This window comes from Pollutimonas sp. M17, from assembly GCF_025836975.1.
Lineage (GTDB): Bacteria > Pseudomonadota > Gammaproteobacteria > Burkholderiales > Burkholderiaceae_B.
Window position 1 is genome coordinate 295,396 of record NZ_CP107548.1, and the last position, 22,812, is coordinate 318,207.

General features: G+C 61.9%; 21 protein-coding genes. 10 read left to right on the forward strand and 11 right to left on the reverse strand.

The window, feature by feature from the left end:
• Positions 1-6: 6 nt before the first annotated feature.
• Complete coding sequence (locus OEG81_RS01370) at positions 7-1,179, reverse strand: polysaccharide biosynthesis/export family protein (protein WP_264130905.1); 1,173 nt, start codon at positions 1,177-1,179, stop codon at positions 7-9.
• Between the two features lie 841 nt (positions 1,180-2,020).
• Here OEG81_RS01370 and OEG81_RS01375 point away from each other — a divergent pair.
• Complete coding sequence (locus OEG81_RS01375; RefSeq protein ID WP_264130906.1) at positions 2,021-2,293, forward strand: hypothetical protein; 273 nt, start codon at positions 2,021-2,023, stop codon at positions 2,291-2,293.
• Here OEG81_RS01375 and OEG81_RS01380 read toward each other — a convergent pair.
• The 3 genes from OEG81_RS01380 to OEG81_RS01390 all read right to left on the reverse strand — a co-directional run bounded on the left by OEG81_RS01380 (position 2,290) and on the right by OEG81_RS01390 (position 4,980).
• Positions 2,290-3,075 carry an SDR family oxidoreductase gene (locus OEG81_RS01380; RefSeq protein WP_264130907.1) on the reverse strand — a complete coding sequence of 262 codons (786 nt, stop codon included), beginning with the start codon at positions 3,073-3,075 and terminating at the stop codon, positions 2,290-2,292. The two genes, OEG81_RS01375 and OEG81_RS01380, sit on opposite strands and share 4 nt — an antisense overlap.
• Positions 3,076-3,105: 30 nt before the next feature.
• A complete protein-coding gene (locus tag OEG81_RS01385) occupies positions 3,106-3,909 on the reverse strand; it encodes an aspartate dehydrogenase (protein ID WP_264130908.1) in 804 nt (267 codons plus the stop codon).
• A gap of 111 nt (positions 3,910-4,020) precedes the next feature.
• The gene (locus OEG81_RS01390; RefSeq protein ID WP_264130909.1) at positions 4,021-4,980 is read right to left on the reverse strand and encodes a LysR substrate-binding domain-containing protein; all 960 of its coding nucleotides are present in this window, start codon (positions 4,978-4,980) and stop codon (positions 4,021-4,023) included.
• Positions 4,981-5,146: 166 nt separating this feature from the next.
• Here OEG81_RS01390 and OEG81_RS01395 point away from each other — a divergent pair, with 166 nt between their 5' ends.
• The 3 genes from OEG81_RS01395 (at position 5,147) to OEG81_RS01405 (ending at position 7,365) form a co-directional block, all read left to right on the forward strand.
• Complete coding sequence (locus OEG81_RS01395; protein WP_264130910.1) at positions 5,147-5,821, forward strand: RraA family protein; 675 nt, start codon at positions 5,147-5,149, stop codon at positions 5,819-5,821.
• 91 nt (positions 5,822-5,912) lie between these two features.
• Positions 5,913-6,905 (forward strand): Bug family tripartite tricarboxylate transporter substrate binding protein, encoded by a 993-nt coding sequence (locus OEG81_RS01400; RefSeq protein WP_264130911.1) that lies wholly within the window; start codon positions 5,913-5,915, stop codon positions 6,903-6,905.
• A gap of 163 nt (positions 6,906-7,068) precedes the next feature.
• Positions 7,069-7,365 carry a HigA family addiction module antitoxin gene (locus tag OEG81_RS01405; protein ID WP_264130912.1) on the forward strand — a complete coding sequence of 99 codons (297 nt, stop codon included), beginning with the start codon at positions 7,069-7,071 and terminating at the stop codon, positions 7,363-7,365.
• Positions 7,366-7,376: 11 nt separating this feature from the next.
• Here OEG81_RS01405 and OEG81_RS01410 read toward each other — a convergent pair whose 3' ends face one another.
• Positions 7,377-8,081, reverse strand: coding sequence for a GntR family transcriptional regulator (locus tag OEG81_RS01410; RefSeq protein WP_264130913.1), 705 nt, complete (start codon positions 8,079-8,081; stop codon positions 7,377-7,379).
• Positions 8,082-8,288: 207 nt separating this feature from the next.
• Here OEG81_RS01410 and OEG81_RS01415 point away from each other — a divergent pair, with 207 nt between their 5' ends.
• From OEG81_RS01415 to OEG81_RS01430, 4 genes are read left to right on the forward strand one after another with little or no spacing between them, the layout of a single operon-like run.
• Positions 8,289-9,695 (forward strand): NAD(P)H-dependent oxidoreductase, encoded by a 1,407-nt coding sequence (locus tag OEG81_RS01415; protein WP_264130914.1) that lies wholly within the window; start codon positions 8,289-8,291, stop codon positions 9,693-9,695.
• 22 nt (positions 9,696-9,717) lie between these two features.
• Entirely contained in the window at positions 9,718-10,716 is a 999-nt protein-coding gene (locus OEG81_RS01420) for a Bug family tripartite tricarboxylate transporter substrate binding protein (protein ID WP_264130915.1), read from the forward strand.
• Between the two features lie 51 nt (positions 10,717-10,767).
• A complete protein-coding gene (locus tag OEG81_RS01425; protein WP_264130916.1) occupies positions 10,768-11,247 on the forward strand; it encodes a tripartite tricarboxylate transporter TctB family protein in 480 nt (159 codons plus the stop codon).
• A gap of 9 nt (positions 11,248-11,256) precedes the next feature.
• Entirely contained in the window at positions 11,257-12,750 is a 1,494-nt protein-coding gene (locus OEG81_RS01430) for a tripartite tricarboxylate transporter permease (RefSeq protein WP_264130917.1), read from the forward strand.
• Between the two features lie 94 nt (positions 12,751-12,844).
• Here the strand turns inward: OEG81_RS01430 and OEG81_RS01435 are convergent, their stop codons facing one another.
• The 4 genes from OEG81_RS01435 to OEG81_RS01450 form a co-directional block, all read right to left on the reverse strand.
• Positions 12,845-13,594, reverse strand: coding sequence for an SDR family oxidoreductase (locus tag OEG81_RS01435; protein ID WP_264130918.1), 750 nt, complete (start codon positions 13,592-13,594; stop codon positions 12,845-12,847).
• A gap of 9 nt (positions 13,595-13,603) precedes the next feature.
• The gene (locus tag OEG81_RS01440; protein WP_264130920.1) at positions 13,604-15,334 is read right to left on the reverse strand and encodes an IlvD/Edd family dehydratase; all 1,731 of its coding nucleotides are present in this window, start codon (positions 15,332-15,334) and stop codon (positions 13,604-13,606) included.
• 34 nt (positions 15,335-15,368) lie between these two features.
• Positions 15,369-16,391: a 4-hydroxythreonine-4-phosphate dehydrogenase PdxA gene (locus OEG81_RS01445; protein ID WP_264130922.1), complete on the reverse strand. Its 1,023-nt coding sequence runs from the start codon at positions 16,389-16,391 to the stop codon at positions 15,369-15,371.
• Positions 16,392-16,457: 66 nt separating this feature from the next.
• Entirely contained in the window at positions 16,458-17,441 is a 984-nt protein-coding gene (locus tag OEG81_RS01450) for a Bug family tripartite tricarboxylate transporter substrate binding protein (RefSeq protein ID WP_264130923.1), read from the reverse strand.
• Positions 17,442-17,575: 134 nt separating this feature from the next.
• On the opposite strand from OEG81_RS01450, the gene OEG81_RS01455 reads away from it, so the two are divergent.
• A complete protein-coding gene (locus tag OEG81_RS01455) occupies positions 17,576-18,517 on the forward strand; it encodes a LysR family transcriptional regulator (protein ID WP_264130924.1) in 942 nt (313 codons plus the stop codon).
• Between the two features lie 512 nt (positions 18,518-19,029).
• Here OEG81_RS01455 and OEG81_RS01460 read toward each other — a convergent pair.
• Positions 19,030-20,466, reverse strand: a complete 1,437-nt coding sequence (locus tag OEG81_RS01460) for an aldehyde dehydrogenase family protein (protein WP_264130925.1) — start codon at positions 20,464-20,466, stop codon at positions 19,030-19,032.
• Between the two features lie 38 nt (positions 20,467-20,504).
• The gene (locus OEG81_RS01465; protein ID WP_264130926.1) at positions 20,505-21,644 is read right to left on the reverse strand and encodes an iron-containing alcohol dehydrogenase; all 1,140 of its coding nucleotides are present in this window, start codon (positions 21,642-21,644) and stop codon (positions 20,505-20,507) included.
• 152 nt (positions 21,645-21,796) lie between these two features.
• On the opposite strand from OEG81_RS01465, the gene OEG81_RS01470 reads away from it, so the two are divergent.
• Entirely contained in the window at positions 21,797-22,738 is a 942-nt protein-coding gene (locus OEG81_RS01470) for a LysR family transcriptional regulator (RefSeq protein WP_264130927.1), read from the forward strand.
• The last annotated feature ends 74 nt before the right edge of the window (positions 22,739-22,812 follow it).

Genomic DNA, 22,812 nt, shown 5'->3' on the forward strand with positions numbered 1-22,812 from the left:
ATCGTCTTACTTCGTCGTGTTGCGGGTATTGATGAACAGCGTGTTGTAGCTGGGGAGCAGGTTGTTGATGAAGCGGCTCCATCGCACCACCGGCGCCGGGTCTATGTAGACCACGTCCCTGGGCTGCAGCTGGAAGTCATTGGCCAGGACGAAAGAGGCCGGCGAACTGGCATCCAGGTGATAGATTTCGGGCAGCGCATCTTCGCCGCCCATCTCGACCGGCAGTTTACGCACCACATAGATCTGGCTGGGGTCGGAGGTCCAGGGATCGGGGCCGGCGGCTTCGCCCAAGGCCTCGGTCAAAGACAGGCGTCCGTCATGCAGCGGCAGCGCACGGGGCAGCCGCACTTCGCCCATCAGGAATACCTGCGACTCGACCCGGTTGCGAACGCGCAGCAGATCGCCGTTGGCCAGCAGGATGCGATTGGGATTGACCCCCTGGCGGGTCAGCCTGGGCAGGTTGATCTGTATGGTTTTATCGTTGCGGGTCAGTGCGATGGACGAGCGGTCCGCTTCCTCGCTGAAGCCGCCCGCGCGGTTGATGGCTTCCGGCAGGGTCATGGGAATGTCATCCAGCGTTTGCAATCCGGGCGCACGTACTTCGCCGTCCACGTAGATGCGGCCGTTGCGGTAGGCCTGTATCCGCACGGTGATCTGGGGATCTTGCACGTACTTGGAAAGGCGCCGCGTCAGCAGTTCGCGCGCTTCGTTTTCGGTCAGCCCGGCAATCTTGATCGGACCGATGAAGGGAAACTGTATGGTGCCGTCGGGATTGACGTTGTAGCCATTACCGACATCGGCCTGGCTGGTGGAACCCATGCTTCGATTGGAGGTGGCGGGTGTCATGCCCAGTTCCGGATGGCCCCAGACGACGATGTTGACGACATCGCTGCGTCCGATCCGGTAGGCCTTGCGTGTTCCGAACAACCGCTTCACTTCCTTGCTGATGCCCTTGCCCGACGCCTTGCGTTGCTGGGCGATCAGCGCGGGTGTGATGGGGGTCAGCGTGCCGGTGGGAGCGGCATCCTCTGTGGTGTTGCCGTACTGGGTTTTTGCGCCCATGCGCATGCCCGGCGCCATGGAGCAGGCCGAAAGCAGGCAAGCGATGGCCAGGATAGCAATCGTCGGCCGCATTCTGCCGAAAACGGTCAGGGAATGTGGCGGAATCAAAGTCGTCATCAAGTTCTTTTTCTTAAAATCTTCAAAAGGAAAAACGGGGCCAAGCAAAGGGAAGGCAATAGCTACCGCAGTGGATGTACCATGTAGCGACATCCCGAGTTCATGGGCGTAACCCGGGTGGCGACCGGGTCGCAGGCGCCGGCTTCACATTTGCCGACGCAAAGAAAATCAGGCCAGCGTCGAGGGTCGAGCCTGAATTTGGTGCATTGCTGCCGACCTAGCAGCGCCACTGCTTGTATTCCCGAACGACGCTCACCTTTGTTTCGGGTGGAGCAGCGAGCTCATTGCTCTGTTGTTCCGCATCCGTATTGTCTGGACGGGTCCGGTACTGGGTAGAGGTGGGCCAGCTTCATACAGGACACCAACCAGGTAAGCGGATTATTGTGCGTTGGCAGCTGCGCTTGACACCTAGGGCCTGGATTTTCACTGGACATTTCGACTCTCCTCATTGTTGCCACTCCGCCAAAAGCCGGAGGACAAAAGCCAATTTATCACCGGCCTTCGACCCACCCGTAACAAACAGCATGCATTTACAACGAGAAATCCCACCGGTCAGGTGGGATCGAATAAATACACTTGTGACGGTATTTTTTGGGTATGTGACAGGTCGATGAACGACCCAGGCGAGTTTGTTACTTAAATCAGGGTTACACCGTCTTCATGTGACACTAACTGTATGGTATTCTGGTAAAAAGAAACCATATGTCACGCTTTGAAGAAAACGTGTCATATAGCTTTCAAGTATGCGCCCGTTCCAGACGGCCCGGACGTTGCGTATTGTTGCGCAAGCTATGCTTTGGTAGTTGCACGCGCATTTTTGCTTTTTCCCAGGAGGCCAGCCATGCTGATTGCCTACAAGACGCACCTCGGTTCCGTTTACTCAGAACTCAAGGAAGCCATGCGCGCGCAACTTTTGCGTTTATCGCTCCATTTCCTGGCTGGTATCCTGCTGAGCCTGTTCCTGCTTCCGGAAGGCGCCGCCATTGTCTTTGCAGCGACCGTTGCGGTCGCGGTCGCCAAGGGCTTCTACGATTACCTGAATCGTGGCGTCAATGTTCTCGCCTGTATTTGCATGGTGCTGGGCGCCATGTCTGTCTTACTGGCAACTGCTTAGACGCTCGCGATCAATCCTCCGTCCACTCTGACGACCGAACCCGTAATATAAGAGGCCTGCCGGCTGGCCAGGAATGCCGCCGCCGCGCCGTACTCCGACGGCTTTCCGTAGCGCTTCACGGGTATCGTTCCCACGCTTTCCTCTCTTACGCTTTCCACGCTGCGATTCTCGCGGGCGGCCTTGGCTTCGTCCAGGGCAACGATGCGGCCGGTGGCGATGCGGCCTGGAACCAGCACATTGCTGGTGACGCCTTTCGGTCCGACTTCGCGCGCCAGCGTTTTCGACCAGCCCACCAGCGCGCTGCGCAATGAATTGGACAGGCCCAGGTTGGCGATGGGCGCGATGACGCCGGACGATGCGCTGGTGATGACGCGTCCCCAGCCTGTTTCCAGCATATGCGGCAGCACCAGGTCGGTCATGCCGATTACGGACAGCACCATCTCGCGGAAGTGCTTGTCCCACACGGCCAGGTCCACATTCCGCAGCAGGCTGGGCGGTGGGCCGCCGGTGTTGTTGCACAGGATGTCGACGGGGCCGGCGGCCTTGACCACGTCGGCATGCCATTGCTGAAACTGGTCGACGCGGCCCAGATCCCATTGTTTGCCGATGGCCTGGCCGCCCGCCGCCTCGATGGCCTTGCAGGTTTTCTGCAGCAGCTCCTCGTTGAGGTCGCACACCACCACGGTGGCGCCTTCGGCGGCCAGTGCCAGCGCGATGGCGCCGCCCAGGCCGCCGCCCGCGCCGTGTACCAGGGCGGTCTTATTGTTCAATCCGAAATCCATGTTTGCTTGCCTTGTTCCTTTGCTCTTGTTTCAGGTGCCCACGCACAGGGGCGCCCGCATTTTGCGCAGCAGGGCCACGGCGCTTTGCGCGGTGATGCGGCCGGTTTTGGGGTTTTCCGATGGAATGTTCTGGATTTCCATGGAGAGCAGCGCGGAATCGGAGACCACTTCGATGCGATGGGTGTTTCGCTCCAGGCTGGGGTCGGCCCATACCTCGAGTACGGTCTTGTCGGGGCCGACACCCGCCAGCGATACGCTGACGGCAACATTCAGGTTGGCGGGGAAGCCGGCCGCGGCCTCGCGGGCGGTGCCCGAGAAGATCAGCGTGGGTTCGGTCAGTTTCATGACGTCGATGCCTTTCTGCTCAAGAAACGGGGCGCCGACGAAGCCGCGCGTAGGCTTGCGCGAGGTCATCTTGACCGATTGTATGTTCCCTTCGGCGGCGCCCAGCAGGGCATCCAGGCCCAGAATGGCGCCCGACGGCACCAGTATCTGGCCTTTGTGCCGCTTGGCCAGGTCCACCAGTTCCGCATGCGCCAGCAGGGCGCCGCTGCTTAGCGTGATGACTTTCTTTCCGGCCTTCAGGACCGGGGTGGCGATGCCGGGCAGCAGATGTGCGGGAGCGCATTCGATCACCACATCGCAATGAGGCTCCAGGTCCTCCAGCAGCGTGAACGCCGGCGCTTGCCCGCCCCAGTCGAATTCGGGCGGTTGTTGCGGGTTGCGAACGCCGACGGCGGCAAGTCGTATGCCCTCGATACCCTGAGCGATATGGCGCGCCACCGATCGGCCTATGGCGCCGAAGCCCGCTATCCCTACGCGTATGTCATCCATTGCTGTTTCCTTGTTTCATGGTTGCAGTCGGCTTCAAGCCGATGACCATGATTCTAGGAAACGGATATGGGGCGGGCAAACGATTTGTTATCGCGCCGGCGATTAGCCAGGCTAATGGCTGGGCGTGTTCTGCGCTTCGGCCAGGACCCAGTCCCTGAACTTCTGCATGGCGTCGCGCTTGCGGGACGACGTGCGCTGCAATAGGTAGTAGTCGCCCGCGCTGCGGATGGGCTCGATGTTGGGCAGCAGCACTTCAAGCTCGTTCCGGCCCGGGTAGCCTTGCAGCAGCACGCCCGGAATCAGCGCTATTCCCTTGTGGTCCTGGGCGGCGCGCAGGGAAATATAGAAGTGTCCGTACTCGGGTTCCTGCCCGGTGGGCGTGTAGTCGACTCCGTAGGCCTTCAGCCATTCGGGCCACGCGTTCGGCCTGCTGGCGGTGTGCACCAGCGCGGCCGCGCTGAAATCCCTGGCATGGTGTATGGGAGGTTGCGAGGCATACCATTCTTTGGAGGCGACGGGCACCATGACGTCGTGGAACAGCAGGTCGGCCTCGATGTCGGTCCATTTTTCCAGCATGACCAGATCGACGGAGGGACAGTTGGCCGGGTAGCGCTGGCCGGGCAGCTTGCCGGCGCGCAGGGCGATGTCGATGTTGTCGGAATGCATGTCGGCGGGCCGTATGTCGGACACCACGCGAACCTCGATGTCCGGATGCATCGAGGTAAACGACGCAAGCCTGGGCATGAGCCACAAGGTGCCGATGGTCGGTATGGTGCTGACGGTCAGCGTCTGCTGGTGATCCGGGCGCGTCATGTCGCGCATGGCCTTTTCCAGTCCGTCCAGCAGCGTGTGGCAGGCTTCGTAGAACTGCACACCGGGGCCGGTAAGTTCTATGCCGCGGGCATGGCGGATGAACAGCGGCGCGCCCAGGAATTCCTCGAGCTTGCGTATCTGCAGGCTGATGGCGCCCTGGGTAACGAACAGCTCTTCCGCGGCCAGCGTGAACGAAAGGTGCCGGGCGGCGGCTTCAAAGTAGCGCGTAGCAAGTAATGGGGGAAGACGTCTGCTCATAAGCTGGCCAAGTGATTCAACCGCGTTGGTTCATGGCATTAGCCAGGCTAATAGCATCGCATACTTTAAATCGTTTGTCCTGCCGCATGCTCCTCTCTAAGATGAAGCCACGCTGGCAATGCCGTATCGGGCGTGCGCCGCAAGAATGCAAACAAGGAGTTCAGTGATGCTAGACAAGGAAGTCAGGAAATCGATCCGCGAACGGTTTCTGAAGGTCGATACGTCCAACGTGGCCGATGTGCTGGATGAAATGGGTTACCCGGACCAGGGGCTGCAGGCCGGCTTTCAGCGCCAGACCGGCACGGACCGTCTGGCTGGCTGGGCCTACACCATACGTGGGCAGATGACGCCCTACGGCTTTGGCGGCGATGCCGAAAAGATGAAGGCCTGCGCGGGCCTGTCCGAAGGGGATGTGTCGGTCTGGTCGGGCGATGGCGATGGCATCTGCTATTTCGGCGAGCTCATCTCCATAGGCATGAAGGAAAAGGGCAGCGTGGGCGCGCTGGTGGATGGCGGCCTGCGCGATACCAGCTGGATCAACGCCCTGGGCTTCACGGTGTTCGGGCGGTTCCGCACGCCGGTGCAGTCCATCAGCCGCTGGAAGGTCAATGCCTGGAATGTGCCGGTTTTCCTGACAGGCGCGACCGGCAGGCGCGTTGCGGTGGAGCCGGGCGATTTCATCCTGGGCGATGACGACGGCGCCCTGGTCATTCCGCAGGCCATTGTGCAGGAAGTGCTGGAAAAATCCGAAGTACTGACCCGGCAGGAAATCGCGATCCGTGACAGCCTGAGCAAAGGGATGTCGCTGGCCGAGGCGCTGCAGAAATACGGTCATGTCTGAATACTACTAAGCAGTATCGACGGGGCGGGCTCCGCAGCGGCAAGCATATGCCGGTAGGGCCTGCGCCGGATCAACCACAACGGAGGAGACTATGGGCAACACGACACGCTCGAGGACGCGCTTGCACGCCTTGCTTAAAGGCAGTTTGATCGCATTGACGCTGTGCGCGGCGGGCGCGGCGCAGGCCTGGCCCGATCGGGCCATAAGAATGATCGTGCCGTTTCCCGCCGGCGGCATCAACGATACCGTGGCGCGCCTGACGGCCAGTTACCTGGGCAAAGAGCTGGGCGTCGGCATCGTGGTCGAGAATCGCGCCGGCGCGGGCGGAACCATAGGCACCATGGCGGCCGCGACCAGCGAGCCGGATGGCTACACGGTGCTGCTGGGCGCCAGCAGCACGATCGCCGTGGCGCCCAATCTGTACAAGAACCTGGGCTATTCGTCCACAAAAGATTTTGTCGCCCTAGGCGGTATCGGTTCGGCCGCCAGCCTGGCCGTGGTGGCGGCCAATTCCAAATGGGGCAGCCTGGGCCAGTTGGTCGAGGTCGACAAGAAAGAACCCGGCTCCATCAATTACGGCTCGGCCGGCGCGGGCACCAGCCATCACATCAAGACCGAAATGCTGAAGCTGCGCACAGGCGCCAAGTGGATGCACATACCCTATAAAGGCGGCGCCCCGGCGATGACCGACCTGATGGGCGGGCAAATCGATTTCCTGCTCGAGCCCCTTCCCACCGCATTGCCCTATGTGGAGTCGGGCAAGATCAAGGCCCTGGGCGTAACGACCATGAAGCGCGCGGCGGTGCTGCCAGATGTAAAGACCTTTGACGAGCAGGGCATCAAGGGCTTCGACGCCACGCTATGGTTCGGCCTGTTCGCGCCCAAGGGCGTGGATGGCGAGATCACCAGGAAGCTGGGCGATGCCATGCAGCGCGTCTTCGCCAGCGCCGAGGTCAAGCAGGATTTCCAGAAGCGCGGCCTGGACGCCTACGAAGGAAGCAGCAAGCAGTTCGACGACTTCGTGGTGTCGGAAATCCAGGTATGGGGCGACGTCATCAAGAAGGCGGGGATAAAGGTGGAGTGATCGGCAGGTCACAGTCGATTCCGGATTCGAGTATTAACGCTTGATGTTAATAACGTATGGCGTTAATACTTGATCTATGATCGAATGGCGAATCTGCTTCGTATGGCGCGATGGGCATGCTTGCGATTTAGAAATTGTGGACTATCACTGATAGGAGCGGATTATGGTTCGTGAAATTGCTCCGGTAACTCCGGGTGAGCTATTACAGGAAGAGTTCCTGGTTCCGATGGGTATCAGTCAGTATCGCCTGGCCAAAGAAATCGGCGTTTCGGCGCGGCGCATCAACGAGATAGTAAAAGGCATGCGCGCCATTACGGCCGATACAGACCTGCGTTTATGCCGATTCTTCGGTTTGTCGGACGGCTATTGGCTGCGCGTCCAGGTAGCGCATGACACCGAAGTTGCCAAAGACGCACTGGCGGACGTGCTGGCGAAGATCACGCCGCTTGAGCACGTATAGGGCAGCGCGAATCAGCTCAACTCGGACCGCAGCAGTTCGCGCGTTACCGCCCACCCATTCGTATGATGGGCGCGCAGCAGTTCGCGCAATAGCAGCCCGTCCCGATTCGTCAGCGCCGCCAGGATCTGTTCGTGTTCCCGGGTGGCGCTGTGCCATCTTGCATGTTCCAGATTCCCCGCATAGCGATAGCGCCTGATCTGCAGGCATTCGGCCTTGTATATACGTGACAGCGCGGGGTTGTGGGCGCCATCCACGATAAGCTGGTGGATTCTTTGATTCGTTTCAAAGTACAGCATCAGGTCCTGGTTCTCGAACGAGCCGATCATTTCTTGATGCAGACGCGTTATCTCGGCAAGCTCCGTGTCGGTGATGCGGCTGCAGCTGAGCATGGCGGCGATGCCTTCCAGGCCGATCAGAAGCTCAATTTCGGCATCGATATGATCCATGGTCAGCTTGGTGACGAAGGCCCCGCGATTGGGCTTGAGCTGGACCAGCCCTTCGGACTCCAGTATTTTCAACGCCTCGCGCACGGGAGTGCGCGACAGATCCTTTTGTCCTTCCAGGATCGACCTTTCCGAAATTCTCTGCCCCGGCTTCAGTTCGCCGGTCACGATCAGGTCGCGCAGGCGGTTGACGGCCATCGTGGTCAGCGAGCCGCGGGATCGGGCCGGCGATTCCGCCGGCAGGTCGGCTAGGGCTTCCATATCAAGTTGCATGCAATCTCCGGGGTGGAACGCAAATTAAGGGAAAACCATAGTGGGGTTTATAAATTATTGCATGCAATAATTTATAAAAATAGGCCTTCGCTGCGGTTTTCCGGGTGCCATGGCCGTTTGCATGGCTTCTTTGCATGCACGGCATTCTTCATCGCCCGAGCATATTAACCGCCCTATCGATTCAGATTCTTAATAAGTCCGTAATTCATGAACTTTCATAATTATTTTTCCGGTGTGACGCAGCCCGTGCAAAGCTGCGTAGTGGGCAGCGGGGGCTTCGGCCGCAGTTTTCTGGCGCAAAGCCTGCGGGTGCCCTTGATGCAATGCCGGGTGGCGGTGGACCTGGATGCGGCCATCGTCGTGCAGGCAATGCGCGACGTGGGCATCCCGGCGGACCGGATCCGGATCTGCGAAACGCCCGAATCCGCGCGGTCGGCCTGGGAAGAAGGGTGTTACATCGCCTCGTCCAACCTGGCTCATGTGGCGGGCTTGCCCTTGGATATTGTCCTTGAAGCCACCGGCAGCCCTGAAGCGGGCGCCCGGCATGCCAAGATCGCGCTGGATGCGGGGCTGCATCTTGCCATGGTGTCCAAAGAGGCCGACAGCGTGATCGGGCCTGGGCTGGCCCATCTTGGGCGCGCTCGCGACCGCGTCGTGACGCCGGTCGACGGCGATCAGCCCAGCTTGCTGATCGGCCTGATTACCTGGGCCGAAAGCCTGGGCTTCGAGATCATCTGCGCGGGCAAGGCCAGCGAGTACGATTTTGTGTTCGATCCGGCCTCCGGCAGCCTGACCAGCAATGGCGTGACGATCGCCGCGCCCGAGCTCGAGGCATACTGGACGATGGAGCCGGGGCGCGCCCAGGCTGTGGTTGCGGCGCGTTCCAGGGTCGCCGACCAACTTCCGCAGCGCACCGTGCCCGATTTTTGCGAAATGCTGGTGGCGGCCAATTCGACCGGGTTCGGCCCGGACCTGCCCGACATGCACGCGCCGATACTGCGCACGGCGGAAATACCCGAGACGCTGCGCCCGCGCGCCGAAGGCGGATTGCTGCATCGGGATGGCGTGCTGGAAGTGTTCCACTGCCTCAGGAAGCCCGACGAAATAAGCTTTGCCGGCGGGGTGTTCGTAGTGGTTCGATGCCACGACCAGCCCAGTTGGGAACTGCTGGCGGGCAAGGGCCACGTGGTCAGCGCGGACCGCAAGACAGCCCTGATTTTCCTGTCGCGGCACTTGCTGGGGCTGGAAGCAGCCACCAGCATCATCGAAGCGGCGGGGCTGGGCGTATCCAGCGGCGCGGTCCAGCCCAGGCCCGTGCTGGACCTGGTTGCCCGCACGACCCGGGATTTTCCGGCCGGAACGGTGCTGACCATGGGCGGGCATCATCATTCCATCGACGATGTGACGCCCATGCTGGTCAAGGCGGCGCCCCTGGGCGATCGCACGCCGGTGCCGTTCTATTTGATGGCCAATCAGCGGCTGCGCCGGGACGTGAAATGCGGGGAAGTCATTTGCTATGGCGACGTGGAGATCGAAAGCGCAGCCACACTGCTCGAAATGCGCAAATACCAGGATTCGGTGTTTTTTGACCAGTCCGAAGACAGCAGTTCTTAATCTACGCAAGGAGACAAAGATCATGAATCACAAGAAAATCGCCGTGGCCATTGCCGTGGCAGCCAGCTTGACCAGCTCCGCGGCCTTTGCCGCCTGGGAGCCCACCAAGCCGCTGGAGTTCATCGCCACCGCCGGTCCCGGCGGCGGCACCGACCAGTTCGCGCGCGTGGTCCAGGCCGTGGTGCAAAAGTACAAGCTGACTTCGTCCAGCGTGATTGTTTCGAACAAGGGCGGTGGCGGCGGGACCGAGGCGTTTGTGTTCGCCGAGGGCCATAAAGGGGACGCCAACAAGCTCATCTTTTCGACCAACCTGGCATGGCTGATGCCCATGATCACCAATGTGGGCTACAAGATCGAGGACATGACCCCGGTGGCCACGATGGCGGCCGACGAGTTCGTCTTGTGGACGGGCGCCTCGTCGCCATACAAGACCGCGCAGGATCTGATTGCGGCCGCGAAAGAAAAGAACGGCGCCCTCAAGATGGGCGGCGGCCAGTCCAAGGACACCGATCACATCCTTACCCGCAAGATCGAAAAGGCCATGGACGTCAACATGACCTACGTGCCCTTCAAGTCGGGCGGCCAGGCGGCGGTGCAATTGGCCGGCGGCCACCTGGACGGCAATACCAACAACCCGGGCGAAAACATTTCGTACTGGAAGGCCGGCAAGGTGCGCCCGCTGTGCATCTTCTCGGCCCAGCGCTTCGCGGCCACGGACAAGGTGACGGCCGACATGGCCTGGTCCGACATCCCCACCTGCAAGGAAAGCGGCATTCCCATCGACCAGTTCAATATGCCGCGCACCGTATGGCTGCCGGGCGGCGTCACACCCGAGCAGGTCGAGTTCTACGTGAACCTGCTCAAGCAGGTCTCGGAGAAGCCCGAGTGGAAGGCGTGGGTGGCGCGCGGCGTGCAATCGGAATTCTTCCTGACCGGCCCCAAGTTGGATGCCTACATCAAGAAGGATGCGGACGATCATTACAAGCTGTTTGACGAGGACGGCTGGCTGGCCAAGAAGTAATTTTTGAATCAGGCCGGCGCCGATGGGGCCGGCCCGTTAGCTTGGGAAACTATGTCACTTATCGACCGACGTACGATGGAGCTGGCCACGGCCGCCGCAATCGGAGTTTTCGGCGGCCTTGTCGTCGCGGGAAGCCTGCAATTGCAGATAGGCTGGTCCCCCGAAACAGGGCCGCAGTCCGGCTATATGCCTTTGCGGCTGGGAATCATGCTGTGCATCGTCAGTGTGCTGCTTTTCCTGGGGACTTTGCGCAGCGCCGGCCAAGCCAGCTTCGTAAGCAGGCAGCAGTTGAAGCTTACCCTGGCCATATTCATTCCCACGGTCCTGCTGGTGGCTTCCATGCCTTTCCTGGGCTGCTATGCCGGCTCTTTGCTTTACCTGGTTTATATGCTGAAGGTGCATGGCCACGCCAGTTGGCCAAGGTCGTTGCTTATTCCAGCCATTGTCGTCGTCGTTTTCTACCTTGTCTTCGAACTCTGGTTCCAGGTCGAGTTGGTCAAAGGGCCCATCGAGTCCTTCTTGGGCATATAGGAGATTCAGATGACCGACCTTAGTTTATTGTGGTCCGGGTTCGAGACCGTTCTGACCGTCCACCATATCGCCATCATGGTGGGCGGCGTATTGCTGGGCATCCTGGTGGGTGTGCTGCCGGGGCTGGGAGCGCCCAACGGGGTGACCCTGCTGCTGCCGCTGACCTTTGCCATGGATCCGGTCAGCGCCATCATCCTGCTGTCCTCCCTGTATTGGGGCGCCTTGTTCGGTGGCTCGACCACGTCCATCTTGTTCAATATTCCCGGCGAGCCGTCGTCGGTGGCCACGACATTCGACGGCCATCCCATGGCCAAGAGCGGGCGCGCTGAACAGGCGCTGGCAACGGCCTTTTTATCGGCGGGCTTCGGCGCATTCGCCGGGGTGGTCGTGGTCACGCTTATCGCCAATCTGGTGGCCGACTTCGCGCTTCAGTTCAGCCCGGCCGAGTTCTTCGGCGTCTTCATGCTGACTTTCTGCAGCTTTGTGGGCATGAGCGGCGGCAATCCCCTTAAAACCGTCGCCTCGCTCCTGATCGGCCTGATCCTGACGGCCATAGGCATGGATACAGTTTCGGGCGAGATGCGTCTTACCTATGGCAGCGATTCGCTGGCCAACGGCGTGTCCTACCTGGCGGCGGTCATCGGGCTGTTCGGCATCGGCGAGCTGCTGGTTACCGTCGAGGAAGGGCTGGAGTTCAATGGCCTGAAAGCCAAGATGAATTTCCGGGTGATCTGGCGAACGTTTGTGTCCATGCCGCGTCACGCGGTCGTGCTGCTCCGGTCCACCTTGATCGGATGCTGGATGGGGATCACGCCCGGCGGGCCAACCGCCGCATCCTTCATGTCATACGGGATAGCCCGGCGCTTTTCCCGCCACCCCGAGCGCTTCGGCAAGGGTGAACCGGACGGCGTGGTCGCACCGGAAGCGGCCGACCATTCCGCCGGGGTGTCGGCCCTGCTGCCCATGCTGGCATTGGGCATACCGGGGTCGGCCACCGCGGCGGTGATGATGGGCGGGCTGATGATATGGGGGCTGCAGCCCGGGCCGATGCTGTTCATCGAGCAATCCGACTTCGTCTGGGGCCTGATCGCCTCCATGTACGTGGCCAACGTGGTGGCGGTCGTGCTGGTCCTGACCACCATTCCGCTTTTCTCATCGATATTGAAGGCGCCGTTTTCCATCATCGGACCGATCATCATCGTGGTGTGCCTGATCGGAGCCTACACCATCAGCAACCGGATGTTCGACGTTTATCTTGCAATGATCTTCGGCGTCGTGGGCTATGTGTTCAAGAAACTGGACTACCCGATCGCGCCGCTGATTCTGGCCATGGTGCTGGGCGACAAGACCGAAGACGCCTTCCGGCAGTCCTTGCTGATGTCGCAGGGGTCGTTCTCGATTTTCTTCGACAACTGGCTGGTCACGACGCTGATGGCCCTGTCCGCCATGCTGGCATGCTGGGGGCTGCTGCCGCGTATACGCCTGCGCCGCAAGAGGGCTTGATATCGGGGTCGACGCGGGCCCGGATGCTTCTCCACAAAAAAACACCAGCGCTTTACGGCGCTGGTGTTTTTTGTGGCTTTTCGCCGGCCTGGCCTCAGCCGCGGCCGATGTACGGCATCTTGGTGGCCATCACGGTCATGAATTGCACGTTGGCGTCCAGCGGAAGGCTGGCCATGTACACCACGGCGCGCGCGACGTGGTCCGCGTCCATGACGGGCTCCGGCCGGATGGAGCCGTCGGCCTGCAGCACACCCTTGGAAATCGCATCCGTCATGTCGCTGGCGGCATTGCCGATGTCGATCTGGCCGCAGGCGATGTCGTAGGCGCGGCCGTCCAGCGAGGTGGCTTTGGTCAGGCCCGTGATGGCATGCTTGGTGACGGTGTACGACACGGCATGGGGACGCGGGGCATGGGCGGAGACCGATCCGTTGTTGATGATGCGGCCGCCGCGCGGCTGCTGTTCCTTCATCAGGCGGAAGGCGCCCTGCGTGCACAGGAAGGCGCCCGTCAGATTGATGTCGACGGCGGATTGCCATTGGTCGTGGCCCAGTTCTTCCAGCGACATGGCCGGCGCGAAGATGCCGGCGTTGTTGAACAGAAGGTCCAGGCGGCCGAAGTGTTCCTTGATCTGGGCGAACAGGCGGTCGACGGCGGCCGGGTCGCTGATGTCGGTGGGCACGACCAGCGTGCGCGCGCCGCTGGCCCGTCCTTCTTGGGCCGTGGCTTCAAGGGGTTCCGGGCGGCGCCCAGCCAGGGCTACGGAATAGCCTTCGCGCATCAGCGCCAGCGCGATGCGTTTTCCCACCCCCGATCCGGCGCCGGTAACAAGAGCAAATTTTTCCATGTTCAAAACCTAGTGATTGTCGCGCGGGACTTTGGCGCCGCTTTTGCCGACCAGGAAATCGAAGTCGACCCCTTCGTGGGCTTGCAGGACATGATCCACGTACAGCTTCACATAGCCGCGATCAGTGTGGATGGCGGGAGGCTGCCACGTCTGGCGCCGCGCTTCGAGCTCGGCGTCGTCCACGTGCAACTGCAGATTCCTGCCGGGGACGTCCAGCGTGATCAGGTCGCCGTTCTGGACCAGGGCCAGGGGGCCGCCTATGGCGGCTTCGGGCGACGTGTGCAGGACGACGGTGCCGTAGGCGGTGCCCGACATGCGCGCATCGGAGATGCGGATGATGTCGTTGATGCCTTTCTTGAGCAGCTTGGGCGGCAGCGGCATGTTGCCGACCTCGGCCATGCCGGGGTAGCCCTTGGGACCGCAATACTTCAGGACCATGACGCAGTTTTCGTCGATGTCCAGGTCGTCGTCGTTGATGCGGGCGTGCAGGTCTTCGATGGACTCGAACACCACGGCCCGGCCGGTATGCTTGAGCAGATGCGGCGAGGCGGCCGACGGCTTGATGATGGCGCCGTTGGGCGCCAGGTTGCCGCGCAGCACGGCGATGCCGGCGTCCGCCTTGAACGGCTCATCGAAGGAATGGATGACCTCGGGCCGCCAACAGGGCGCCTGGGCAATGTTCTCGCCCAGCGTGCGGCCGTTGACAGTCAGTGCGGACAGGTGCAGCAGGCCCTTCTCTCCCAATTGGCTGAGAATGGCCGGGAGGCCGCCCGCTTCGAAGAAGTCTTCCATCAGATAGCGGCCGGAGGGCATCAGGTCCAGCAGGCAATGCACGTTGCGGCCCAGCTTGTCCCAGTCGTCCAGGCTGAGTTCGACGCCGATGCGGCGCGCCAGGGCGATGAGGTGCACGACGGCATTGGTGGATCCGCCGATGGCGGCATTGGTCCGGATGGCATTCTCGAACGCTTCGCGGGTCAGTATCTGCGACATGCGCACGTCGTCGCTCACCAGCTGGACGATGCGGCGGCCGGCTTCGCGCGCCATCAGGTGGCGCCGGGCGTCGACGGCGGGGATTGCCGCATTGCCCGGCATGCCCATGCCCAGCGCCTCGACCATGCAGGCCATGGTGGAAGCGGTGCCCATGGTCATGCAATGGCCGTGTGAACGGTGCATCGACGCTTCCGCTTCGTGGAACTGCTTCAGCGTGATGGCGCCGGCGCGCAGCTGTTCGCTCATCGATATGGTGTTGGTGCCCGATCCGACCGCCTTGCCTTCATAGTAGCCGCGCAGCATGGGGCCGCCCGATATGCCGACGGTGGGCAGGTCGACGCTGGCCGCGCCCATCAGCAGGGAAGGCGTGGTCTTGTCGCAGCCCATCAGCAGGACGACGCCGTCCAGCGGATTGGCGCGCACGGCTTCTTCGACGTCCATGGACGCCAGGTTGCGGTACAGCATGGCGGTGGGGCGCATCATGGTTTCGCCCAGCGACAGCACGGGGAACTCCAGCGGGAATCCGCCCGCGTCCAGCACGCCGCGGCGCACGTGCTCGGCCAGCTCGCGGAAGTGCGAGTTGCACGGGGTCAGTTCTGACCAGGTATTGCAGATGCCGATGACGGGGCGGCCATCGAACTGATCCTGGGGAATGCCGCTGTTCTTCAGCCACGATCGGTAGTAGAAGCCCATCTTGTCCTGGCGGTCGAACCAGGCCTGGCTGCGTAGTTTCTTGCGATTGGTCGTCATGTATTGAGGTCCGTGCTGATCGGATGTGGATGTTCTATGCCGTTGCGGCTTGCGCTTCGCGGCTGCTTGCCATGCGCACGCACAAGTCGTAGGCCTGCTGCAGGCCTTCGATGTTGGCGACGCCCTTGCCGGCGATGTCGAAGGCGCTGCCGCTGGCCGAGGTGACCACCGGTACGGGCAGGCCGCCATGCAGGGTCACGCCATGGTCGAAGCCGATGAGCTTCATGGCGATCTGCCCCTGGTCGTGATACATGGAGACGATGGCGTCGAAATCGCCGCGGCGGGCGGCAATGAATATGGTGTCCGGCGAATAGGGGCCGCGCGCGTCCATGCCCATGGACTGCGCCTTCTTCACGGCCGGCTCGATGATTTCGATTTCTTCCATGCCGATGGAACCGCCGTCGCCCGCATGCGGGTTCAGGCCCGACACGGCGATGCGGGGCTTTGCGATGCCCGACTGGCGCAGTGCCGCGTCGATGATCTTTACCGCGTCGCAGATGCCGTCCTGGGTGATCAGGTCGGCCACTTCGCGGATGGGCACGTGCGAGGTCACCCGGGACGTCCATAGGTGTCCGGTGATGTTGAACTCGCAGACGAAGCCCGGTACCTGCAGGCTTTGCTGTATGTGGCGCAGTTCGTCTTCTTCGGTAAGCCCGCCCAGGCGCAGCGAGTGCTTGTTGAGCGGCGCAAAAACGATGCCGTCGCACAGGCCGCGCTTGACGGCGTCCAGCGCGGTTTCCAGCGCCACGAAGGAGGCCCGGCCGGCTTCCAGCGTGCATTCGCCCAGCGGGGGCGATTGGCCGTCCAGCCAGTTGGCTTCCAGCACCGTCACCCGGCCCGGCTCGTAGCGTATGTCGTCCAGGCTCTTGATGGCCAGGGTGGGCAGTTCGATTCCGGTCAGGCGCTGCGCATCGGCCAGCACGACGGGGTCGGCGATCAGCAGCAGGTTGGCGGCGTTGCGATTCTGCTCGCGCCCCAGCAGCTTGACAGCCATTTCGGGGCCGACTCCGGCCGGGTCGCCAAGCAGGACTGCAAGACGGGGACGCTTGGTGCTCATATCTATTCCTTTGACTTTGTCGGGTAATGCGCAAGGCCGATGACGGCCTTGACTTGATGGGGAGGTTTATTCCGGTCGGATGTTGGCCGCTTTCAGCAGCTTGCCGTAGCGTTCGTATTCGTCTTTGTTCATGGCGGCGAATTGCTCGGCTGTCATGGGCTCGATTTCACCGCCCAGGCCTTTGATGCGTTCTACGACGTCGGGCAGTTTCAGCGTGGCGTCCAGCTCTTTGTTCAGGCGGGCCACGATGTCGGACGAGGTGCCGCCGGTGGTCAGCAGGCCGTACCAGGTAGTGACGTTGGCGTCTTTGATGCCCAGTTCAGCCAAGGTGGGGACGTCGGGCAGAGCGGACGAGCGCTTGGTTGTGGTCACGGCCAGCGGGCGCAATGCGCCGGACTTGATCTGCGACATGGCCGAAGAGGTGGAGTCGAACATCATGTCGGTTTGTCCGGCGATCAGGTCAATATGCGCCTGCGAACTGCCCTTGTAGGGGACGTGTATGGCTTCGGTGCCGGTGGCCAGGTTGAAGGCGGCGCCCGCGACGTGCTGGGTGCTGCCAACGCCCGATGACGCATACTTGAAGATACCCGGCTTGGCCTTCATGGCTTCGATCAGGTCTTTGATGTTTTTATACGGCGACGAACTGGGCACCACCAGCACGTTGGGCATGATCGCCACCAGGCCGACTGGCTGTAGGTCGGACAGGGGGTCGTAGTTCAGTTTCAGCATATGCGGCGCGATGGCCTGCCCGGTATTGGTGGCCACCAGCAACGTCAGCCCATTGGGTTCGGCGCGCGCCGTCAGGCCGGCGGCAATGGTGTTGGAGGCGCCAGGGCGGTTTTCGACCACGACGGTCTGCTTCAGGCCGGTCGTGAACTTGTCGGCCAGCGTGCGCGCCAGGATGTCGGTGCCGCCGCCCGGCGACGCGCCCACCATGATGTGCACCGGCTGGTCGGGATAGGTTTGCGCGAATGCGGAAGCCGGCAGGGCCAGCGAGGCCAGTGCCAGGGCACACGGCAGGGCGCGGCGTAGGAAGGAACTGTATTTCATGATGTGTCTCCTGTCTTTCTCTGTTTTTGGTAAATCCCTCTATGGCGGGACCGATATACAGCTTACGAGGTATATTCATTCCATTCCAATAGAATATAGTCAGCTATTCATATACTTTTGTGTATGATGTGGACATGCCTCTTTCCGCCGAGTACCCCTCTTTGCTGCTGCGCTTGCGCACCCGCCAGCTGGCACTGCTAAGCCTGCTGGACGCCGAGCGCAACCTGGGCCGTGCGGCGGCGGCGCTGCATATCAGCCAGCCGGCCGCCAGCAAGCTGTTGCAGCAGGCCGAGGACACCTTCGGCGTGGCTTTGTTCGAGCGCCATGCCCGGGGCATGACGCCGACTCCTTACGGCGAGATCCTGATCCGCTATGCGCGCCGCATGCTGACCGATTTCGGTTTCGTGCGTGAAGAAATGGTGGCGCTCAGTTCCGGTCTGCGCGGCACGCTGCGCGTGGGCAGTGTGCCGGGGGCGGTGCCCGAATTGCTGGCGCCTACCCTGAGCGCCTACAAGCAGCTTCATCCGCGGGTGGCGGTTTCCGTCATTGTCGACACCAGCAATGTGATGATCAGGCAGCTGGCGCGCGGCGAGGTCGACCTGGTGCTGGGGCGCCAGACGGACATGCATGGGGAAGGCGACTATGTCAGCGTGCCTTTGCTGGAAGAAGCGCTGGTGGTGGTGGCCCGGGCCCAGCATCCGCTGGCCGCGCGCGCCAGCGTGACGCTTTCCGATCTGGTCGGCATGCCCTGGATACTTCAGCCCCCCGGCTCGCCCCAGCGCAGCCGCTTCGATGCCGTCCTGCACGAAAAGGGCGTGAAGACGCGGCTGAACATTACCGAGTCGGCCTCCACCCTGGTCACCACGGCGATGCTGGAAATTTCGGACATGGTGGCGATCATGCCGGCCTCGCTGGCCGAGCATTATGGGCGGCAGGGAGTCTTGCGCGTGCTGCCCTTCGACCTGTCGGTGCGGTTGCCGCCCATCTACCTGATTACCCGGCACGACCATAGCCTGTCGCCGGCAGCCGCCCGTTTTGTGGCGCAGCTGCGCAGCGATGCCGGATCGCCCGGCTAACCAAGTATCGGTATGGTCACGGAGGCGAGGTTGCTTGGAAGATCCAAGTACACACGGCGCAAGTAGAGCAATTTTTTTATTTTTCTGACGGAAGGTAAGCCCGAACGCCGTTGAAAATCGCGGCTAAGTCTTCAACTGATACCTTTTCGGTCAGGTATATGCTGGCTCTTGAAATGACCACCACCGGCCTGATCTTGACCATCTCGGGTGGTATGAAACCCCGATCAAAGTCACATATCAGGACATTGCCGGTCTTGATGTTGTATAGATTGTTTGCCATGCAATATTATGGGCAAGCAAAAGCCCCCGTGAGGGGGCCTTTATCTGACGCCCATCAAAGCTTGCTAATCGCCTTGGATGGGCCGCTGAGGCGACTTAACACCCCAGACTCCAGCCGGACACCAAAGTGCCGGAAAACATTTATATTTTAAGTGCTGGCCCATTTTTGGGCAAGCATGTCATACCTGTCTGATCTAACAGGTATGACATGTAGGAGCGACGGCACCTAGCCATTACCCCGCATTCACATACGCCGTCTTCACGGTGGTGTAGAACTCTTTGGCATAGCTGCCTTGTTCGCGCGGGCCGTGGCTGGAGCCTTTGCGGCCGCCGAAGGGAACGTGGTAGTCGACGCCTGCCGTGGGCACATTGACCATGACCATGCCGGCCTGGGCGTGGCGCTTGAAGTGCTGCACATACTTTAACGAGGTGGAGCAGATGCCTGCCGCCAGGCCGAATTCCGTGTCGTTGGCCAGTTTCAGCGCTTCGTCGTAGTCCTTGACCTTGATCACGCTGGCGAAGGGGCCGAAGACTTCTTCGCGGTTGATGCGCATGTCGTTGTGGGTGTCGACGGCCAGGGCGGGCTGCAGGAAGTGGCCCTTGGTGCCCAGTTCGACCAGTTCGCCGCCATGCACGGTGGCGCCTTCGGAACGGGCAATGTCGATATAGTCCAGGTCCTGCTTCAGTTGCTTGTCGTCCACCACCGGGCCGATGTGCGTTTCGCTGTCCAGCGGATTGCCCACGCGCAGCTGCTTCATGCGGGCCACCATGGCTTCCACGAAGCGGTCGTGTATGCCTTCGGTCACGATCAGGCGGGACGAGGCGGTGCAGCGCTGGCCGGTCGAATAGAAGGCGCCATTGATGCAGGCTTCGACGGCGGTCGGCAGGTCGGCGTCGTCCAGCACGACCATGGGATTCTTGCCGCCCATCTCCAACTGCACCTTCTTGCCGGTGGCCATGCATTTCTGGGCAATGGCGCGGCCGGTGCCGACCGAGCCGGTAAAGCTGATGGCATCCACGTCGGGCGAATTGACCAGCGCTTCGCCGACCACCGACCCGCGACCCATGACCAGGTTCAGCACACCGGCGGACAGGCCGGCATCAACCAGGATTTTCACCAGTTCCCAGGTGCAGGCGGGAACCAGGTCGGCGGGCTTGATGACGACGCAGTTGCCGAATGCAAGGGCGGGGGCGATCTTCCAGGCGGGAATGGCAATGGGGAAATTCCACGGCGTGATCAGGCCGACGACGCCGACGGGCTCGCGGGTTATTTCCACTGTCAGGCCGGGCCGTACGGACGGCACCAGTTCGCCAGTCTGGCGCAAGGCTTCACCGGCGAAGAACTTGAAGATCTGGCCTGCGCGTCCGGCTTCGCCGATGGCTTCGGCCAATGTCTTGCCTTCTTCGCGCGCCAGCAGTTTGCCCAGCTCTTCCTTGCGGGCCAGGATGGCGCTGCCGGCCCGGTCCAGGATGTCGAAGCGCTGCTGGGGGGTCGACAGGCCCCAGGCGGGGGCGGCGTCGCGCGCGGCGGCGATGGCGGCCTGGGTGTCCTGCTCACTGGCCTGGGCGAATTCGCCGATGACGTCGGACAGGTCCGCCGGGTTGAGGTTGCGCGTGGTCTTGCTGCTGTCGACCCATTGTCCATTGATGTAGTTGGCGTAATTTGACATATCGATTCCTGAGAAAAAGGTTCTGGTTAAGAATTGAATTACATGGATTGTTCCAACATCCAAAGGTAGTCCGCTTCCGATGCTTCGCGCGGGTTGGTTTTATGGCTGTGGTCGGCCAATGCGCCCTGGACGATCCGTGGAAACAATTCGCGGGTGACGCCCAGCTGCTCCAGTCCGCCGGGCAAGCCCAGGCGTCGCGTCATCGCGCCAAGCTCGTCGCCGATGTCGCCCGGATTGGCCAGCGCCATGGCCTGTGCGATGCGTTCCAGCTTTCTTTCCTTGCGCATGGAATCCGCCTGGCTGTTGAATTCGACGACGGCCGGCAGGAAAATGGCATTCAGCGTCCCGTGATGCAGCTTGGGGTTGATGCCGCCCAGCGAATGGCTAAGGCTGTGGACGCAGCCCAGCCCCTTCTGGAATGCCATCGCGCCCTGCATGGAGGCGCTCATCATGTTCAGCCGCGCATCGCGGTCGTCCGGATTCTGCGTGGCGCGCTCTATGTGCGCCCAGCCCCGCATCAGGCCGTCCAGCGCGATGCCGTCGGCCGGCGGATTGAAGGCGGGCGACATGAAGGTTTCCAGGCAGTGGGCGATGGCGTCCATGCCGGTGGCCGCCGTCAGCGCCGGCGGCAGGCCCATCGTCAGCCCGGGATCGCAAATCGCCGATTTCGGAACCAGGTGGGGGGAAATTATGCCGACCTTGCGTCCGTCGTCCAGGATCAGGATGGCGCCCCGGCCGACTTCGCTGCCCGTGCCGGCCGTGGTGGGAATGGCGATGATGGGCGCCGTCGCGGAGCTGACCCGGCCGGCGCCGCCTTCGATGAGGGCGAAGCTTTTCAGGGCGCCCGTATGCGTGGCGCAAACTGCCGTGCCTTTGGCCAGGTCTATGGACGAGCCGCCGCCGATGGCAATGATGCCGTCGTGCCGGCCGTCGCGGTACATCCCGGCCGCGGCGCGCACGGCCTGCTCGTTCGGGTTCGGCGGGGTCCCGTCGTATATGCCGACTTTCGAGCGGTCGGTCAGCTTGTCCAGCACCTGGTCGCACAAGCCGGCGGCCCGTACGCCGGTGTCGGTCACCACCAAGGGATGCCGTATGCCCAGGCGGTCGCATTCCTGCTGTACAAGGTCTATGGCGTCGAAGCCGAACTGGACCTGGGTTATATAGTTTATTAGGCTCATCTGTCTCTTCCCTGGATTGTTGGCCGTGCACGCGCGCTGCACCGCATGATTTACGGCACGGAGCGCGGCGGCCGATCCCTGGGACTTTAAGAAATAATGCCTACCCTGCATAATGATAGGTTCTGATACGGCCATAACTAATCCTTATATCCATGCTGCCCTCGCTGAGTTCGATCATTTCCAGGCTGCGCCTGAAACATTTCCGCTTGCTCGTGGCATTGGACGATTGCGGGTCCCTGGTCAAGGCGGCCGAGCAGGTCGCGTTGAGCCAGCCCGGCGCCACGAAGGCGCTGCAGGAAATCGAAGCCGCGCTGGGGGCCGAACTGTTCAACCGCAACAACCGCGGACTGGAGCCCACCGACCTGGGCCGCTGCGCCATACGCTATGCGCGCCTCATTACCACCGACATGATCCATTTGCGCGAGGAAATGGCCGGCATCCTGCACGGCTACGGCGGCCGCCTGTCGATAGGCGTCATCATGGGGGCCGTGCCCATGCTGACCGACCTGCTGTCGCCGTGGCTGGAGCAAAGGCCCGGCCTGTCGGTGCAGATTGTCGAGGACACCAGCGCCAGGCTGCTGCGCCTGCTGGACGAGGGCAGGCTGGATGTCGCCATATGCCGGACCAGCATCAGCGAGCACCCCGAACTGTACGAGGCGGTCAATATACGGGAAGAGCAATTGGCCATCGTCGCCAATATCCAGCACCCCCTGGCCGAGGCCAAGAGCCTGCAATTGTCGGACCTGGCCAGTTGCCGCTGGGTGGTTTATTCCGCCAATATGCCCATGCGGCTGTTGCTGGAGCGCGAGTTCCACGAGGCGGGCCTGCTGTTTCCGCTGAACCTGTTTGAAACGACCTCGGCCTTTACGACGCTGTCCATGCTGCAGCGCAACCCCTCGATGGTGGCGCTGCTGTCCATCGATGCGGCGCGGTTTTGCACGCGATTCGGCATGACGCGCATCTTGCCCCTGCAGCTGCATTCGCGCAGCGAGCCCTATTACCTGATCACCCGCCGCGACCGCACTCCATCCCCGAATGCCGCCCTGTTCGTGCGCGAGATGCTGGCCGCGACAGCCGGCCAGACGCCGGCGTAGCAGCCGGTGACGCGCGGCTTTTTCACGACGCAAATACTTGCCTGTCGTTACCGCATTGAACGCCTTCTGACGCT

Excerpts from the sequence above, each read along its gene's own strand:
- OEG81_RS01370 (WP_264130905.1), bottom strand. The coding sequence starts at position 1,179 with ATGACGACTTTGATTCCGCCACATTCCCTGACCGTTTTCGGCAGAATG.
- OEG81_RS01375 (WP_264130906.1), top strand. The coding sequence starts at position 2,021 with ATGCTGATTGCCTACAAGACGCACCTCGGTTCCGTTTACTCAGAACTC.
- OEG81_RS01380 (WP_264130907.1), bottom strand. The coding sequence starts at position 3,075 with ATGGATTTCGGATTGAACAATAAGACCGCCCTGGTACACGGCGCGGGC.
- OEG81_RS01385 (WP_264130908.1), bottom strand. The coding sequence starts at position 3,909 with ATGGATGACATACGCGTAGGGATAGCGGGCTTCGGCGCCATAGGCCGA.
- OEG81_RS01390 (WP_264130909.1), bottom strand. The coding sequence starts at position 4,980 with ATGAGCAGACGTCTTCCCCCATTACTTGCTACGCGCTACTTTGAAGCC.
- OEG81_RS01395 (WP_264130910.1), top strand. The coding sequence starts at position 5,147 with ATGCTAGACAAGGAAGTCAGGAAATCGATCCGCGAACGGTTTCTGAAG.
- OEG81_RS01400 (WP_264130911.1), top strand. The coding sequence starts at position 5,913 with ATGGGCAACACGACACGCTCGAGGACGCGCTTGCACGCCTTGCTTAAA.
- OEG81_RS01405 (WP_264130912.1), top strand. The coding sequence starts at position 7,069 with ATGGTTCGTGAAATTGCTCCGGTAACTCCGGGTGAGCTATTACAGGAA.
- OEG81_RS01410 (WP_264130913.1), bottom strand. The coding sequence starts at position 8,081 with ATGCAACTTGATATGGAAGCCCTAGCCGACCTGCCGGCGGAATCGCCG.
- OEG81_RS01415 (WP_264130914.1), top strand. The coding sequence starts at position 8,289 with ATGAACTTTCATAATTATTTTTCCGGTGTGACGCAGCCCGTGCAAAGC.
- OEG81_RS01420 (WP_264130915.1), top strand. The coding sequence starts at position 9,718 with ATGAATCACAAGAAAATCGCCGTGGCCATTGCCGTGGCAGCCAGCTTG.
- OEG81_RS01425 (WP_264130916.1), top strand. The coding sequence starts at position 10,768 with ATGTCACTTATCGACCGACGTACGATGGAGCTGGCCACGGCCGCCGCA.
- OEG81_RS01430 (WP_264130917.1), top strand. The coding sequence starts at position 11,257 with ATGACCGACCTTAGTTTATTGTGGTCCGGGTTCGAGACCGTTCTGACC.
- OEG81_RS01435 (WP_264130918.1), bottom strand. The coding sequence starts at position 13,594 with ATGGAAAAATTTGCTCTTGTTACCGGCGCCGGATCGGGGGTGGGAAAA.
- OEG81_RS01440 (WP_264130920.1), bottom strand. The coding sequence starts at position 15,334 with ATGACGACCAATCGCAAGAAACTACGCAGCCAGGCCTGGTTCGACCGC.
- OEG81_RS01445 (WP_264130922.1), bottom strand. The coding sequence starts at position 16,391 with ATGAGCACCAAGCGTCCCCGTCTTGCAGTCCTGCTTGGCGACCCGGCC.
- OEG81_RS01450 (WP_264130923.1), bottom strand. The coding sequence starts at position 17,441 with ATGAAATACAGTTCCTTCCTACGCCGCGCCCTGCCGTGTGCCCTGGCA.
- OEG81_RS01455 (WP_264130924.1), top strand. The coding sequence starts at position 17,576 with ATGCCTCTTTCCGCCGAGTACCCCTCTTTGCTGCTGCGCTTGCGCACC.
- OEG81_RS01460 (WP_264130925.1), bottom strand. The coding sequence starts at position 20,466 with ATGTCAAATTACGCCAACTACATCAATGGACAATGGGTCGACAGCAGC.
- OEG81_RS01465 (WP_264130926.1), bottom strand. The coding sequence starts at position 21,644 with ATGAGCCTAATAAACTATATAACCCAGGTCCAGTTCGGCTTCGACGCC.
- OEG81_RS01470 (WP_264130927.1), top strand. The coding sequence starts at position 21,797 with ATGCTGCCCTCGCTGAGTTCGATCATTTCCAGGCTGCGCCTGAAACAT.